This window comes from Pseudomonas paraeruginosa (genome assembly GCF_003025345.2).
Classification (GTDB): Bacteria; Pseudomonadota; Gammaproteobacteria; order Pseudomonadales; family Pseudomonadaceae; genus Pseudomonas; species Pseudomonas paraeruginosa.
This window is the reverse complement of record NZ_CP020560.1, coordinates 441,026-456,279: the sequence shown is the minus strand read 5'-3', so window position 1 is coordinate 456,279 and position 15,254 is coordinate 441,026. Positions and strand designations below refer to the sequence as shown.

Genomic DNA, 15,254 nt, shown 5'->3' with positions numbered 1-15,254 from the left:
AGAATCAACAAGAAGAGGCGCGGCCACGGCCGCGTCCAAGGAACCGATCATGAGTCAGAGCGAACGCCGTTTCAGCTTCGAGTTCTTCCCGGCGAAGACCGAGGCCGGCCATGAAAAGCTGTTGGCCACCGCCCGCAACCTGGCGGGCTACAAGCCCGACTTCTTCTCCTGCACCTACGGCGCCGGCGGCTCCACCCGCGACCGCACGCTGCACACCGTGCTGCAACTGGACGGCGAGGTGAAGGTACCGACCGCGCCGCACCTGTCCTGTGTCGGCGACTCGAAAGCCGAGCTGCGCGAGCTGCTCGGCCAGTACCGTGCCGCCGGCATCCGCCGCATCGTCGCCCTGCGCGGCGACCTGCCGTCGGGCATGGGCATGGCCAGCGGCGAGCTGCGCTACGCCAACGAACTGGTGGAGTTCATCCGCGCCGAGACCGGCGACCACTTCCACATCGAGGTCGCCGCCTATCCGGAAGTCCATCCCCAGGCACGCAGCTTCGAGGACGACCTGGCGAACTTCGTGCGCAAGGTGAAGGCCGGCGCCAGCAGCGCCATCACCCAGTACTTCTTCAACGCCGACGCCTATTTCTACTTCGTCGAGCGGGTCGCCAAGCTGGGCGTGGACATCCCGGTGGTCCCCGGCATCATGCCGATCACCAACTACTCCAAGCTGGCGCGCTTCTCCGACGCCTGCGGCGCCGAGCTGCCGCGCTGGATCCGCAAGCAGCTGGAGGCCTACGGCGACGACAGCCGCAGCATCCAGGCCTTCGGCGAGCAGGTGATCAGCGAAATGTGCGAACGCCTGCTGCAAGGCGGCGCACCGGGACTGCATTTCTATACTCTGAACCAGGCCGATCCGAGCCTGGCGATCTGGAAGAATCTCCAGCTGCCGCGCTGATACCGGGGAAACCCGGATCGACGCCGCAGCGTACATCGGCAGGGAAGCCTCTCACGCGATCCACGACACCATGGCCAACTCACGCAAGCATCTGATCTACCTGGTCTACGGGCGACAGACCTACCACCAGGAAGCCCTGTTCAGCATCGCCAGCGCCTTCGCTCACCTGCGAGACGAACCGGCGCATGGCCTGACCGTCAGGGTCTACACCGACGACCCCAGCCCCTACGCCGGCCTGCCGGTGCAGGTCCGCCCACTGACCGCCGAGGAACTGGTCGCCTGGTGCCAACCGCACGGCTATCACTTCCGCGCCAAGCACGTGGCCCTGCGCGAGGCCCTGGAGGACGCCGACCAGGCATTGCTGATCGACACCGACACCTTCTTCCACAGTTCGCCCCTGCGCCTGTTCGAGCGCATCCAGCCCGGCCGCCTGCTGTGCAACGCGATCGGCGCGCGCTATGGCGAACATCGCAACTTCCCGCTCTACCGCGACCTCTCGGCCTACCTGTTCGAGCGCGGCTGGGCCGACGACGAGATGCACCAGCTCAACTCCGGCGTCATCGGCCTGCCCCGGGAAGAGGCAAAAATACTCGACCGTTCGTTGGAATTAATGGATGAACTCTATCCAATTGCCAACGGTGCCTATACTCTTGAGGAATTCGTCCTGGCCGTCGCCGCCCACAAGCGGCTGGAGCTGGTGGGTTGTACCGACCTGATCCACCATTACTGGAGCCGGAAACAGCTGTTCCGCGCGAAGATCCAGGCCTGGTTGTGCAAGCACGGTTCCTCCCTTCTCAGCGCTGCAGCCCTCGACGACACCCTGAAGGTGACCGATCGACTGCCACGCCCACCGCGTGCCAAGCGTCTGCTGTACAAGCTGGGAACCCTGCCGTTGCCGGCACCGATGCGCCAGTTCAGTATCGAGCTGCTCTACGGTTGCCACGAATACAGTAACGAGTTCGACCGGGCCTGCGGCCCCGTCTGGTGGGAGAAAGCCGCGACCAATGCCATCGAACGCTATCCGCGGGAACCGATTGCGGAACAAATCGAGGATTGGCTGAATCACAGCTTGCTGCGCAACCTCCTTGGCTCCCGGGCCAACGAGATCCGCCAGCATTTGCGCCAGCGTGACCTGCTCTGACCGCAGCCCTCCGTTGACGCTGCCCCCGGCCCCCCCACCCAGGGCCGGGAGCGAACCGGCCAGCGCCCCATACCCGGTGCGCGGCCATGCCCGCGAGGGCACCCGTTCGACACCGGCCTCCGAGCGCATACGCAGCGCCGCGGCCAGACCTTCCGCCCTGGCCGACAGGGCCCGAAGGTAGACAGGAGTTCGCAGAACTTGGTGATTTCACAGCAGCCGGCCTCGCCCCGGCCCATATAGGAAAACCCGCATGTCCTTTTCTTCCCTCGGACTCTCCGAGGCGCTTGCCCGCGCTGTGGAGGCTGCGGGCTACAGCCAGCCCACTCCCGTGCAACAGCGGGCGATTCCCGCCGTGTTGCAAGGTCGCGACCTGATGGTCGCGGCACAGACCGGCACCGGCAAGACCGGTGGTTTCGCCCTGCCGGTACTGGAGCGCCTGTTCCCCGCCGGTCACCCCGACCGCGAACACCGCCACGGCCCGCGCCAGGCGCGGGTGCTGGTACTGACCCCGACCCGCGAGCTGGCCGCCCAGGTGCATGACAGCTTCAAGGTCTACGCCCGCGACCTGCCGCTGAACAGCACCTGCATCTTCGGCGGGGTTGGCATGAACCCGCAGATCCAGGCCCTGGCCAAGGGCGTCGACGTGCTCGTCGCCTGCCCCGGCCGCCTGCTCGACCTGGCCGGGCAGAACAAGGTCGACCTGTCCCACGTGGAAATCCTCGTCCTCGACGAAGCCGACCGCATGCTCGACATGGGCTTCATCCACGATGTGAAGAAGGTCCTCGCCAAGCTGCCGCCCAAACGCCAGAACCTGCTGTTCTCGGCGACCTTCTCGAAGGACATCGTCGACCTCGCCAACAAGCTCCTGCACAACCCGGAGCGCATCGAGGTGACGCCGCCGAACACCACGGTCGAGCGCATCGAGCAGCGCGTGTTCCGCCTGCCGGCGCCGCAGAAGCGCGCCCTGCTGGCGCACCTGGTGACCGTCGGCGCCTGGGAACAGGTGCTGGTCTTCACCCGTACCAAGCACGGCGCCAACCGCCTCGCCGAGTACCTGACCAAGCACGGCCTGCCGGCCGCCGCGATCCACGGCAACAAGAGCCAGAATGCGCGGACCAAGGCGCTGGCCGACTTCAAGGCCAACGACGTGCGGATCCTGGTGGCGACCGATATCGCCGCCCGCGGCCTGGACATCGACCAGTTGCCCCATGTGGTCAACTACGAACTGCCCAACGTCGAGGAAGACTACGTCCACCGTATCGGCCGTACCGGCCGCGCCGGACGCAGCGGCGAGGCGATCTCGCTGGTGGCGCCGGACGAGGAGAAACTGCTCAAGGCCATCGAGAAGATGACCAGGCAGCGCATTCCCGACGGCGATCCCCAGGGCTTCGACCCGGAAGCCGTGCTGCCCGAGGTGGCCCAGCCGGAACCCCGCGAGGCGCCGCAGAAGCAGCCGCGCCGCGACAAGGAACGGCGCAGCCGTGAGCGCAAGCCGAAAGAGGCCCAGGCGCCCGCGGAAAACGCTGCCGTCGTCGGCCAGGACGGCGCCGAGAAGCCTGCCGGCAAGCGTCGCCGCCGTGGCGGCAAGAACAAGGAAAACCGCGAGGCCGGCCAGGCGCAGCAACCGCGGCAGAGCCGTGAAGCGCGTCCCGCCAAGCCCAATCGGCCGCCGGAAATCGACGGTAATCGCGATCCGGAAGAGTTCCTCGACGACGACTTCGACAATTTCGGCAACCGCGCCGACTACGTCAGCCCTTACCAGGGCCAGGAAAACAAAGGTCGCGGCCGCCGCGGCGGCCAGCAGAAGTCGCAGGGCGGCGCTGGCCAGCAGGGTCGTGGCCAGGGCCAGGGGCGCGGCAAGAGCCAGGGCAGCGCTCAAGGCGGCGCTCGCGGCCAGGGTGCCGGCCAGGGCAAGGCGAAGAAACCGCGCGCCGGCAAGCCGCGCGGCCAGGGCCGTGACAATCCTTCGCGGATGAGCGACGCGCCGCTGCGCGAGCCGTCCGAGTATGGCGTCGGCAAGCAGCCGAGCCGTCAGCCGGTGGTGATCAACAAGCGCGACCTGGTGCGCATGGATCGCTTCCCCACCGCCGAGCAGCTCGACGAGCTGGAACCACGGCGCAAGGGCGAGCGCCCCGCGCTGCTGACCCGCAACCGCTGAAGCACGGCGGGCCCCCGGGCCCGCCAACTTCCGCGAGGGATAAAAGAACGCCGACCCAAGGGTCGGCGTTCTTGCATGGCGCGGAAGGCGGATCAGGCCTGCGGATCTTCCTTCTTCGCGGTCTGCTGCTGGGTCACGGTCTGCTGGTTCCAGCCGCCGCCGAGGGCCTTGTACAGGTTGACCTCGCTGGTCAGCTGGTTGAGGCGGTCGGTGATCAGCTGCTGCTGCGCGGTGAACAGCGAGCGTTGCGCGTCGAGCAGGGTCAGGTAGTTGTCCACACCCGTGCGATAGCGCTTGTCGGCGAGCTGGTAGTACTCGTCGCTGGCCTTGACCAGGTCGCGCTGTGCCTGCAACTGCTCGGTGAAGGTGCCGCGCGCGGCCAGGCCGTCGGCGACTTCCTGGAACGCCGTCTGGATCGCCTTCTCGTACTGCGCGACGTTGATGTCCTTCTGGATCTTCGCGTAGTCCAGGCTGGCGCGCAGGCTGCCGGCGGTGAAGATCGGCAGGTTGATCGACGGCTGGAACAGCCAGGACCCCGAACCGGCGTCGAACAGGCCGGACAGCTGGCGGCTCATGGTGCCGGCGTTGGCGGTCAGGCTGATGCTCGGGAAGAACGCCGCGCGTGCGGCGCCGATGCTGGCGTTGGCGGCCATGAGCTGGTGCTCGGCCTCGAGGATGTCCGGACGCCGCTGCAGCAGGTCAGACGGCAGGCCCGCCGGCACTTCGGTCAGCAGGGTCTGGTCCAGGCCCAGGCCTTGCGGCAGGTTCGCCGGGATCCCGGAACCCAGCAGCAGGACCAGCGCGTTCTGGTCCTGGGCCACCAGGCGGGTGTACTGCGCCAGGGTCGCCCGGGCGCCTTCCACGGCGGTCTGCGCCTGGCGCAGGTCGAGCGCGGAGGCGACGCCGACGTCATAGCTGCGCTGGGTCAGGTCGAAACTCTTCTGGTAAGTGCCCAGGGTGTCCCTGGTCAGTTGCAACTGCGCCTGGTCGGCTTTCAGCGTCAGGTAGGCGGTCGCCACGCTGGCCACCAGGGTGGTCTGCGCGCTGCGCTGCGCCTGTTCGGTCGCCAGGTACTGCTCCAGGGCCTGGTCGCGCAGGCTGCGCAGGCGGCCGAAGAGATCGAGCTCCCAGGCGGTAGTGCCCAGGGTCACCCCGTACTGGCTGGAGATCGCCGGGTTGCCGGTGGTCGACAGGTCACCGGGCAGGCGCTGGCGGGTACCGCTGCCATCCACGCCGATCCGCGGGAACAGGTCGGCCCGCTGGATGCGGTACTGCGCGCGGAAGGCCTCGACGTTCAGCGCGGCGACGCGCAGGTCGCGGTTGTTTTCCAGCGCCACGCCGATCAGCTGCTGCAACTGCGGGTCGCGGAAGAACTCGCGCCAGCCGATGTCGGCGGCCGGAACGGCCGCCGCGCCGGTGTTCTGCCCGTAGGCCTGCCCTTGCGGGTAGGCCGCGGCTACCGGCGCCTCGGGGCGCTGGTAGTCGGGAATCAGCGAGCAGCCGGACAGAACGACAGCGGCTACCGCCAGGGAAAGGAAGGACCTTTTCATATCATTGCCCCTTTTCGGCCTCAGCCTGCTGCTTGGACGCCTCGTCCTTGAACAGCGTGCTGACCGCCACGTAGAACAGCGGTACCCAGAAGATCGCCAGGACGGTCGCGGTGACCATGCCGCCGATCACGCCGGTACCGATCGCATGCTGGCTGCCGGAGCCGGCGCCGGTGGAGATGGCCAGCGGCACCACGCCGAGGATGAACGCCAGGGAGGTCATCACGATCGGCCGCAGACGCATGCGGCAGGCCTCGATGGCCGCCTCGACGATACCCTTGCCCTGCTCGTGCAGCTCCTTGGCGAACTCCACGATGAGGATGGCGTTCTTCGCCGACAGGCCGATGGTCGTCAACAGGCCCACCTGGAAGAACACGTCGTTGGACAGCCCGCGCATGGAGGTCGCCAGCAGCGCGCCGATCACGCCCAACGGCACCACCAGCATCACCGAGAACGGAATCGACCAGCTTTCATAGAGCGCCGCCAGGCAGAGGAACACCACCAGCAGGGACAGCGCGTACAGCGCCGGCGCCTGCGAGCCGGACAGACGTTCCTCGTAGGACAGGCCAGTCCAGGAGTAGCCCACGCCTTTCGGCAGTTGCTTGACGATCTCCTCGACCGCCGCCATCGCGTCACCGGAACTCAGGCCGGGCGCCGGCTCGCCGAGGATTTCCATGGCCGGCACGCCGTTGTAGCGCTCCAGCTTCGGCGAGCCGTACTCCCACTTGCCGGTGGCGAAGGCGTTGAACGGCACCATCTCGCCCTTGTCGTTGCGCACGTACCACTTGCTCAGGTCGTCCGGATTCATCCGCGCGTCCGGCCTGCCCTGCAGGTAGACCCGCTTGACCCGGCCACGGTCGATGAAGTCGTTGACGTAGCTGGAACCCCAGGCGATCGATATCGTGCTGTTGATGTCGGCCAGGGACACGCCGAGGGCGCTGGCCTTCTCGTCGTCGATCTCCAGCTTGTATTGCGGCTCGTCGCTCATGCCGTTGGGGCGCACACGCTGCAGCGCAGGGTTCTGCGAGGCGAGCATGAGGAACTTGTTGCGCGCCTGGAGCAGGACTTCGTGGCCGACGCCCGCCTGGTCCTGGAGGAACAGGTCGAAGCCGGTGGCGTTACCCAGTTCCAGTACCGACGGCGGAGCGAAGGCGAACACCATCGCGTCCTTGAAGCTGAAGAAGTGCATCTGCGCGCGCTTGGCCAGTTCGAACACGCTGTTCTCGCCACCGGGACGCTCTTCCCAGGGCTTGAGCATGATGAAGGCCATGCCCGAACTCTGGCCGCGGCCGGCGAAGTTGAAGCCGGTGACGGTGAACACCGAGCTGACCGAAGAGCTTTCCTTCTCCAGCAGGTATTCGCGCATCGAGTCCACCACCACCTGGGTACGCTCGGCAGTGGAGCCCGGCGGGGTCTGTACCTGGGCGAAGAGTACGCCCTGGTCTTCGTCGGGGAGGAACGCGGTGGGAATGCGGGTGAACATCCAGATCATCCCGGCCACGATCACCACGTAGATCAGCAGGTACGGCGCGCGATGCTTGAGGATCGACGCCACGCCACGCTCGTAGCCGTGGGTGGTGGACAGGAACATCCGGTTGAACCAGCCGAAGAAGCCGCCCTTGTGCTCGCCGTGATCGCCTTTCTCGATCGGCTTGAGCATGGTCGCGCACAGCGCCGGGGTGAGGATCAGCGCCACGATCACCGAGAGGGCCATGGCCGACACGATGGTGATGGAGAACTGCCGGTAGATCACCCCGGTGGAACCGCCGAAGAACGCCATCGGCAGGAATACCGCCGAGAGCACCATGGCGATGCCGACCAGCGCGCCCTGGATCTGGCCCATGGACTTGCGCGCCGCCTCCCTTGGCGACAGGCCTTCCTCGGCCATCACCCGCTCGACGTTCTCCACCACCACGATGGCGTCGTCCACCAGCAGGCCGATGGCCAGCACCATGCCGAACATGGTCAGGGTGTTGATCGAGAAGCCGAACGCGGCGAGCACGCCGAAGGTCCCCAGCAGTACCACCGGCACGGCGATGGTCGGGATCAGCGTGGCGCGGAAGTTCTGCAGGAACAGGTACATCACCAGGAACACGAGGAGGATCGCCTCGCCGAGGGTCTTCACTACCTCATGGATCGAGGCCGAGACCACCGGGGTGGTGTCGTACGGGTAGACCACCTTCATGCCCTGCGGCATGAACGGTTCCAGGTTGGCGATGGTCTGGCGGATCGCCTTGGCGGTATCCAGCGCGTTGGCGCCGGTGGCCAGCTTGATCGCGATACCGGACGCCGGGCTGCCGTTGAACTGCGCGTTGATGCTGTAGTCCTGGCCGCCCAGGCCGACGTCGGCGACGTCCTTCAGACGCACCTGGGAACCGTCGGGATTGACCTTGAGCAGGATCTTCTCGAACTGCTCCGCGGTCTGCAGGCGGGTCTTGCCGATGATGGTGGCGTTGAGCTGCTGGCCCTTGACCGCCGGCAGGCCGCCGAGCTGGCCGGAGGAGATCTGCACGTTCTGCGCCTGGATCGCCGCACTCACGTCGCCGGGGGTCAGCTGGTAGCTGTTCAGCTTGGCCGGGTCGAGCCAGATGCGCATCGAGTACTGCGAACCGAACACCTGGAAGTCACCGACGCCCTTGGTCCGCGACAGCGGGTCCTGGATGTTGGAGACGATGTAGTTCGACAGGTCTTCCTTGGTCATGCTGCCGTCGGTGGAAACCACGCCGACCACCATGAGGAAGTTCTTCACCGCCTTGGTCACCCGGATGCCTTGGCGCTGAACTTCCTGCGGCAGCAGCGGGGTCGCCAGTTGCAGCTTGTTCTGCACCTGGACCTGGGCGATGTCGGGGTCGGTGCCCTGCTCGAAGGTCACGGTGATGGTCATGCTGCCGTCGGAGTTACTCTCCGAGGAGATGTAGCGCAGATTGTCGATCCCGTTCATCTGCTGCTCGATCACCTGGACCACGGTGTCCTGCACCGTCTCGGCCGAGGCGCCCGGGTAGCTCACCTGCACGGCGATGGCCGGCGGGGCGATGGCCGGGTACTGGTTGACCGGCAGACTGAGGATCGACAGGCCGCCCGCGAGCATGATCACCAAGGCGATCACCCACGCGAAAATGGGCCTATCAATGAAAAACTTCGACATTACGAATCCCCTTGATCAGCCCTTGCTGTCGGTTTTCGCCGGAGCGGCGTCGGCCTTCTGCGCGGACGCGACATTCTTCGCCGGCACGGTCTTCACCTCGACACCCGGCTGCACGAACTGCAGGCCTTCGGTAATGATCTTGTCGCCGGCGTTCAGGCCTTCGGTGACCAGCCACTTGTCGCCGATCACCCGGTCGGCCTTGATCACCCGCAGCTCGACCTTGTTCTGCGCGTTCACCACCAGCGCGGTGGCCTGGCCCTTGAGGTCGCGGGTCACGCCCTGCTGCGGGGCGAGGATGGCCTTCTGCTTGACGCCTTCCTGCAACTGCGCATGGACGAACATGCCGGGCAGCAGCTCGTTGTTCGGGTTGGGGAACACGGCGCGGATGGTCACCGAACCGGTGCCCTCGTCGACCGAGACCTCGGAGAACTCGAGACGGCCTTCCAGCGGGTATTGGCTACCGTCTTCCAGCTTCAGGGAAACCTTCGCCGCGTTGTCGCCGGCGCGTTCCAGCTGGCCGCTGGCCAGCTCGCGACGCAGGCGCAGCAGGGCGGTGGACGGCTGGGTGACGTCGACGTAGATCGGGTCGAGCTGCTGCACGGTGGCCATCGCGTTGGCCTGGCCGTTGGTCACCAGAGCGCCTTCGGTCACCGCGGAACGACCGATGCGGCCGGAGATCGGCGACAGTACCTTGGTGTAGCGCAGGTTGATCCGCGCCTGCTCCACCGCGGCCTTGGACTGCAGGTAGGCGGCGTTGGCGTCGGCGTACTGCTGCTTGCTCACGGCCTGGTCGGCGACCAGCAGCTTGAAGCGCTGGGCCTGCTCCTGGGTCGAGGCCAGGTTGGCCTGGGCGCTCTGGTAGTCGGCCTCGTAGGTGGCGGGGTCGATCTGGTAGAGCTGCTGCCCGGCCTTGACGTCGCTGCCTTCCTTGAACAGGCGCTTGAGGATGATGCCGTTCACCTGGGGACGCACCTCGGCGATGCGGAACGCGTTGGTCCGGCCCGGCAGCTCGGTATTCAGCGTCACCGTCTGCGCTTCCAGGGTCACGATCCCGACCTCCGGCGTCTGCGCCGGCGGCGGCGCCTCGCTTTTTCCGCACCCGGAAAGGGCCGAAATCGCGACCAGCAGGGCCGGAACCAGTACACGCATGGCTGGCGTTCGTTGCATAGCGTTGTCCTCATGAGCGAAAGCGGCCGATGCAGCGTGAAGGCGCTGCACCGGCTCGAAGAAGGCAGGCAAAATACTTACATTCATAGGTGTTTGTAAACGTCCGGAAGCCTCGCGTGAAAACACCTGAAACGTTTTAGCTCGATGGCCGGTTATCCACCCGGCGCCATGGCCCATATTCAGAACCTGAAACAAGGTTGATAAGGTCAACTAAAATAAGCAAAATGGTTGACTGGATCAACCACATTTACATTAGGTTTACTCGGCCAGACCAATGAACTACCCCGTCAACCCCGACCTGATGCCCGCGCTGATGGCGGTCTTCCAGCATGTACGGACGCGCATCCAGAGCGAGCTCGATCGCCAGCGGCTCGACCTCACCCCGCCCGACGTCCATGTCCTGAAGCTCATCGACGAACAGCGCGGGCTGAACCTGCAGGACCTGGGGCGGCAGATGTGCCGCGACAAGGCGCTGATCACCCGGAAAATCCGCGAGCTGGAAGGCCGCAGCCTGGTCCGCCGCGAACGCAACCCCAGCGACCAGCGCAGCTTCCAGTTGTTCCTCACCGACGAGGGCCTGGCTATCCACCGTCACGCGGAAGCCATCATGTCATGCGTGCATGACGAGTTGTTTGCCCCGCTCACCCCGGAGGAACAGGCCACCCTGGTGCATCTCCTCGACCAGTGCCTGGCCGCGCAACCGCTTGAGGATATTTAAGAACATTCTTTTCGAAGCACAATGAAAAACGCCGGCGATCGCCGGCGTTTTTCATTTTCAGGTATCCGCTTACTGGCGAATGCCTTCGACGGAGAGCAGCAGCTCGACTTCCTGGGATGCCGGGCCGAGGTCCATCTTGATGCCGAAGTCCTTCAGCTTCAGGGTGGCGCTGCCTTCGAAGCCGGCGCGGTAGCCGCCCCACGGGTCGTTGCCCTGGCCAAGCAGCTTGGCCTTGATGGTGACCGGCTTGGTCACGCCGTTCAGGGTCAGGTTGCCGGTGATGTCGGCGCTGTCGCCATTGGCCTTCACCTCGGTGGACTCGAAGGTCGCGGTCGGGTTCTTGCCGACGTTGAGGAAATCGCCGCTGCGCAGGTGCTTGTCACGCTCGGCATGGTTGGTGTCCACGCTGTTGGTGTTGATGGTCACCTTGACCTTGTCGGCCGACGGGTTCTTCTCGTCGAAGGTGAAGCTGCCGTCGAAGTCGTTGAAGCGGCCATACAGCCAGCTATAGCCCAGGTGCTTGATGCGGAACTCGATGAAGGCGTGCTGGCCTTCCTTGTCGATCTTGTAGTCCGCGGCCATTGCCTGGCCGGCGGTGAACAGGGCGGAGCCGAGCGCCAGCGCGGCAAGGGTCTTCTTCAGCATGGACATTCTCCTTAACGTGGTTGTTGTTCATTCGACGAGCGACCGAGCATGCGCTTTAGGGTCGGATCGCGGTCGATGAAGTGGTGCTTGAGGGCGGCGAAGGCATGGAGGACGGCGAAGACCACCAGCGCCCAGGCCAGGTAGAGATGGATTTCCCCGGCGACGTCCGCCTGGTCGGGCAGGCCGCTGAGGGTGGCCGGCACGGAGAACCAGCCGAATACGCTGATCGGCTCGCCGTCGGCGGTGGAAATCAGGTAGCCGGCGACGATCACCGCGACCAGCAGGGCGTACAGCGCCAGGTGGCCGAGCTTGCTCGCCACCCGGGTGGCGGGGCCGTGATTGGCCGGCGCCGGCGGCGGCGGGCTGACGAAACGCCAGACGATCCGCACCAGCAGGGCGATCGCCAGCAGGATGCCGATGCTCTTGTGCAGCGCCGGAGCGGGGTGGTACCAGGGGTCGTAATAGCTCAGCTCGCGCATCCACAGGCCCAGGCCGAACAGGCCGAAGACCACCAGCGCGCTGCCCCAGTGCAGGAACAGGCTGAACACGCCGTAACGAGAAGAGGTATTGCGCCACTGCATGAAAAAACTTCCTTGAAAAGCGAAGCATCAAGACTAGCGGCAAACCGATCGAATTAAAGCAAGAAAATCCTGCTTTGAAACATCGACTCACAAGATAGGTTCGCAGGCTAAGGAAAATTCCCTGGACGCCCGCGCCAGCGGCTGCGCAGGGCGCCGGAGGGTCCGGCGCCCGCGAGGGGAATCAATCGAACAGGCGGGTGAACCAGGCGAACGGGTTCTTCTTCTCGCCATCGGCCTTCGGCGCGGCGACCTTCTCGGCCTTGGCCACCATCGGCGCGCCTTCGATGACCGGGGTCTTGCCGGCGTACAGGTCGCGCACCTGGCTGGCGGCGCGCTTGCCGCTGCGCAGCGCGCCTTCGATGGTACCGGGATACAGCGCGTCGGTATGCTCGCCGGCGAAGGCCACCCGCGCCAGCGGTTGTTCCCAGATCCGCCAGAAGCGCGTGACCTGGCCCGGACCATAGGCCAGGTAGGACCCGCCGGTGCCCGGATCGGCGCTATAGCGGCGGATCTCGTAGCCGGCGAAGGCGCCACGCATCTTCGGATAGAACTTGTTCATGCGGATCAGCACCTGGTCGACCATCTGCCGGTCGCCGAAAGCCTGCAGCACGCGGGCGTTGTCGCCGGACAGGTTGATCAGCACGTTGGCGCCGCCCTTCAGCGCCGGCTCGACCCAGATCATGCCCAGACCCTGGTCGCTGAAGATCTCGCCGGAGAGGCGCGACTTGTCGTCCCACACCGGGCGCTTGAACTTCAGCAGGATCTGGTCGCGCCAGCCATAGTTGGTGCCTTTCAGGGCGGACATCTGGGTGCCGCTCAGGGCTGGGGTCATCTGGATCTGCGCCAGCGCCTTCAGCGGCACCGCGAGGACCACGTAGTCGGCCTTGTAGGTTTGGCTGCCGGCCTTGACGGTGACGCCGTCCCTGGCCTGGACGATGCTCGACACCTTGGCCTTGGTCTTGATCGTCTTGAGCTGCTTGACGAAGGCCTCGGCCAGCACCTGGCTGCCGCCGGGCAGGCGCGCCGCACGCAGGTCGCGGTCGTCGACGCCGCGGTAGGCGCGGCCCTGCTGGGCCAGGTAGAGCAGCGACAGGCGCGACGGTTCGTCGTAGCGCGAACGGATGCGCTGGTTGACCAGCAGGCGCGCGGTCGGCGACAGGTTCAGCTTGTCCAGCCAACGCGCGGCGTTCATCTGGTCGAGGGCGAACAGGGTGTTGTTCGAGGCCGGGTTGAGCGGATCGGAGATCGACGCCGAGAGGTCGTCGAGGGTCTGCTCGAAGCGCTTGAGGTCGGCGGCGACGTTCGGCTGCTTGAGGGCGAGGTCGCTGCTGCTGTAGTACAGGCCGTCGATCAGGTAGCTGGGGGTACGCACGAAGTCCGGCGCCGGTACCGATTTCAGCTTGAAGGTGTCCAGGTAGCCGTTGAGGTTGGGCTGGACCTTCTGGTTGCCGACCCATTCGCTGGTGGCCAGCCCGGAACGCCCGCCGACCTGCGGCCGCGCCTCGAGGACAGTGACCTGCCAGCCGTCCTTCTGCAGTTCGTAGGCCGCGCTCAGGCCCGCAAGGCCCGCTCCGACGACGATCGCCGTCGGTTGTTTGTCCTTGCCCAGCGCGACCGCGCTGAACACCCCCAACACGAGAAACGCCGCGGCGCGCAGCCACCTTAACGACATACAGGACTCCCCAGGAAAAGAAGCGAAGACACAACGGCGCGCAGCATACGCCAGAGCCGTTTGAGCCACCATAGGAGTCCGTCGGCGACTGCTGTCGGATGTGTCCCAACCTGCCGGGTTGTTCATCTCACCCCCATTGCATAGGCTTTGCCGACCGATCCGAGGAGACAGCCCATGGGCCTTAACGCCGACTGGATGCAGCGCGACCTGAACGTGCTCTGGCATCCCTGCACCCAGATGAAAGACCACGAACGCCTGCCGGTGATCCCGATCCGCCGTGGCGAAGGCGTCTGGCTGGAAGACTTCGAGGGCAAACGCTACATCGACGCGGTCAGCTCCTGGTGGGTCAACGTCTTCGGCCACGCCAACCCGCGGATCAACCAGCGCATCAAGGACCAGGTCGACCAGCTGGAGCACGTGATCCTCGCCGGTTTCAGCCACCAGCCGGTGATCGAGCTGTCGGAGCGGCTGGTGAAGATCACCCCGCCGGGGCTGGACCGCGTGTTCTATGCCGACAGCGGCTCGGCGGGCATCGAGGTGGCGCTGAAGATGAGCTACCACTTCTGGCTCAATAGCGGCAGGCCACGCAAGAAGCGCTTCGTCACCCTGACCAACAGCTACCACGGCGAAACCATCGCGGCGATGTCGGTGGGCGACGTGGCGCTGTTCACCGAGACCTACAAGTCGCTGCTGCTGGACACCATCAAGGTGCCCAGCCCGGACTGCTTCCTGCGTCCGGACGGCATGTGCTGGGAAGAACACTCGCGGAACATGTTCGCCCACATGGAGCGCACCCTGGCCGAAGGGCACGACGAGATCGCCGCGGTCATCGTCGAACCGCTGATCCAGGGCGCCGGCGGCATGCGCATGTACCACCCGGTCTACCTCAAGCTGCTGCGCGAAGCCTGCGACCGCTATGGCGTGCACCTGATCCACGACGAGATCGCGGTGGGCTTCGGCCGCACCGGGACGATGTTCGCCTGCGAGCAGGCCGGCATCGCCCCGGACTTCCTCTGCCTGTCCAAGGCCCTCACCGGCGGCTACCTGCCGATGTCCGCGGTGCTGACCACCGAGACCGTCTACCGGGGCTTCTACGACGACTACCAGACCCTGCGCGCCTTCCTCCACTCGCACACCTATACCGGCAACCCGCTGGCCTGCGCCGCCGCCCTGGCGACCCTGGACATCTTCGAGGAAGACAAGGTGATCGAGGCCAACCGCGCGCTGTCCACCCGCATGGCCAGGGCCACCGCGCACCTGGCCGACCACCCGCATGTGGCCGAGGTGCGCCAGACCGGGATGGTCCTGGCCATCGAAATGGTCCAAGACAAGGCATCCAGAACACCCTACCCCTGGCAGGAGCGCCGCGGCCTGAAGGTCTTCCAGCATGGCCTGGAGCGCGGCGCGCTGTTGCGCCCGCTGGGCAGCGTGGTGTATTTCCTGCCGCCCTACGTGATCACCCCGGAGCAGATCGACTTCCTCGCCGAGGTGGCCAGCGAAGGCATCGACATCGCCACCCGCGACGCGGTCAGCGTGGCGGTCAGCGACTTCCACCCGGACCACCGCGACCCGGGCTGAACGT

Annotated in this window: 11 protein-coding genes; 5 read left to right on the top strand and 6 right to left on the bottom strand. The window is 65.9% G+C overall.

Annotated features, from left to right (window positions below):
- The first annotated feature begins 49 nt into the window (after positions 1–49).
- The 3 genes from metF to B7D75_RS02150 all read left to right on the top strand — a co-directional run bounded on the left by metF (position 50) and on the right by B7D75_RS02150 (position 4,197).
- The gene (gene metF / locus B7D75_RS02160) at positions 50–898 is read left to right on the top strand and encodes a methylenetetrahydrofolate reductase [NAD(P)H] (RefSeq protein ID WP_003151226.1); all 849 of its coding nucleotides are present in this window, start codon (positions 50–52) and stop codon (positions 896–898) included.
- A gap of 70 nt (positions 899–968) precedes the next feature.
- Positions 969–2,039, top strand: coding sequence for a hypothetical protein (locus B7D75_RS02155; RefSeq protein WP_012074014.1), 1,071 nt, complete (start codon positions 969–971; stop codon positions 2,037–2,039).
- A gap of 250 nt (positions 2,040–2,289) precedes the next feature.
- Positions 2,290–4,197, top strand: coding sequence for a DEAD/DEAH box helicase (locus B7D75_RS02150; protein WP_058174704.1), 1,908 nt, complete (start codon positions 2,290–2,292; stop codon positions 4,195–4,197).
- Between the two features lie 92 nt (positions 4,198–4,289).
- Here the strand turns inward: B7D75_RS02150 and oprM are convergent, their stop codons facing one another.
- From oprM to mexA, 3 genes are read right to left on the bottom strand one after another with little or no spacing between them, the layout of a single operon-like run.
- Entirely contained in the window at positions 4,290–5,747 is a 1,458-nt protein-coding gene (gene oprM / locus B7D75_RS02145) for a multidrug efflux RND transporter outer membrane channel subunit OprM (RefSeq protein ID WP_012074012.1), read from the bottom strand.
- A gap of 1 nt (position 5,748) precedes the next feature.
- On the bottom strand, positions 5,749–8,889 hold the full coding sequence (mexB, locus tag B7D75_RS02140) for a multidrug efflux RND transporter permease subunit MexB (protein WP_003153085.1): 3,141 nt from the start codon (positions 8,887–8,889) through the stop codon (positions 5,749–5,751).
- 15 nt (positions 8,890–8,904) lie between these two features.
- The gene (mexA, locus tag B7D75_RS02135) at positions 8,905–10,056 is read right to left on the bottom strand and encodes a multidrug efflux RND transporter periplasmic adaptor subunit MexA (protein ID WP_033999646.1); all 1,152 of its coding nucleotides are present in this window, start codon (positions 10,054–10,056) and stop codon (positions 8,905–8,907) included.
- Positions 10,057–10,330: 274 nt separating this feature from the next.
- On the opposite strand from mexA, the gene mexR reads away from it, so the two are divergent.
- Positions 10,331–10,774 carry a MarR family transcriptional repressor MexR gene (gene mexR, locus B7D75_RS02130; protein WP_003153084.1) on the top strand — a complete coding sequence of 148 codons (444 nt, stop codon included), beginning with the start codon at positions 10,331–10,333 and terminating at the stop codon, positions 10,772–10,774.
- A 69-nt stretch (positions 10,775–10,843) separates the two neighbouring features.
- Here mexR and B7D75_RS02125 read toward each other — a convergent pair whose 3' ends face one another.
- The 3 genes from B7D75_RS02125 to B7D75_RS02115 all read right to left on the bottom strand — a co-directional run bounded on the left by B7D75_RS02125 (position 10,844) and on the right by B7D75_RS02115 (position 13,672).
- The gene (locus tag B7D75_RS02125) at positions 10,844–11,419 is read right to left on the bottom strand and encodes a YceI family protein (RefSeq protein ID WP_003155469.1); all 576 of its coding nucleotides are present in this window, start codon (positions 11,417–11,419) and stop codon (positions 10,844–10,846) included.
- A gap of 11 nt (positions 11,420–11,430) precedes the next feature.
- Positions 11,431–12,000, bottom strand: a complete 570-nt coding sequence (locus B7D75_RS02120; protein ID WP_003155470.1) for a cytochrome b — start codon at positions 11,998–12,000, stop codon at positions 11,431–11,433.
- Positions 12,001–12,181: 181 nt separating this feature from the next.
- Positions 12,182–13,672, bottom strand: a complete 1,491-nt coding sequence (locus B7D75_RS02115; protein ID WP_012074009.1) for a flavin monoamine oxidase family protein — start codon at positions 13,670–13,672, stop codon at positions 12,182–12,184.
- 174 nt (positions 13,673–13,846) lie between these two features.
- Between B7D75_RS02115 and B7D75_RS02110 the strand changes: the two genes are divergently transcribed.
- Positions 13,847–15,250, top strand: a complete 1,404-nt coding sequence (locus B7D75_RS02110; RefSeq protein WP_012074008.1) for an adenosylmethionine--8-amino-7-oxononanoate transaminase — start codon at positions 13,847–13,849, stop codon at positions 15,248–15,250.
- Positions 15,251–15,254 lie beyond the last annotated feature (4 nt).

Coding starts and splice junctions, on each gene's coding strand:
- metF (WP_003151226.1), top strand. CDS start 50: ATGAGTCAGAGCGAACGCCGTTTCAGCTTCGAGTTCTTCCCGGCGAAG.
- B7D75_RS02155 (WP_012074014.1), top strand. CDS start 969: ATGGCCAACTCACGCAAGCATCTGATCTACCTGGTCTACGGGCGACAG.
- B7D75_RS02150 (WP_058174704.1), top strand. CDS start 2,290: ATGTCCTTTTCTTCCCTCGGACTCTCCGAGGCGCTTGCCCGCGCTGTG.
- oprM (WP_012074012.1), bottom strand. CDS start 5,747: ATGAAAAGGTCCTTCCTTTCCCTGGCGGTAGCCGCTGTCGTTCTGTCC.
- mexB (WP_003153085.1), bottom strand. CDS start 8,889: ATGTCGAAGTTTTTCATTGATAGGCCCATTTTCGCGTGGGTGATCGCC.
- mexA (WP_033999646.1), bottom strand. CDS start 10,056: ATGCAACGAACGCCAGCCATGCGTGTACTGGTTCCGGCCCTGCTGGTC.
- mexR (WP_003153084.1), top strand. CDS start 10,331: ATGAACTACCCCGTCAACCCCGACCTGATGCCCGCGCTGATGGCGGTC.
- B7D75_RS02125 (WP_003155469.1), bottom strand. CDS start 11,419: ATGCTGAAGAAGACCCTTGCCGCGCTGGCGCTCGGCTCCGCCCTGTTC.
- B7D75_RS02120 (WP_003155470.1), bottom strand. CDS start 12,000: ATGCAGTGGCGCAATACCTCTTCTCGTTACGGCGTGTTCAGCCTGTTC.
- B7D75_RS02115 (WP_012074009.1), bottom strand. CDS start 13,672: ATGTCGTTAAGGTGGCTGCGCGCCGCGGCGTTTCTCGTGTTGGGGGTG.
- B7D75_RS02110 (WP_012074008.1), top strand. CDS start 13,847: ATGGGCCTTAACGCCGACTGGATGCAGCGCGACCTGAACGTGCTCTGG.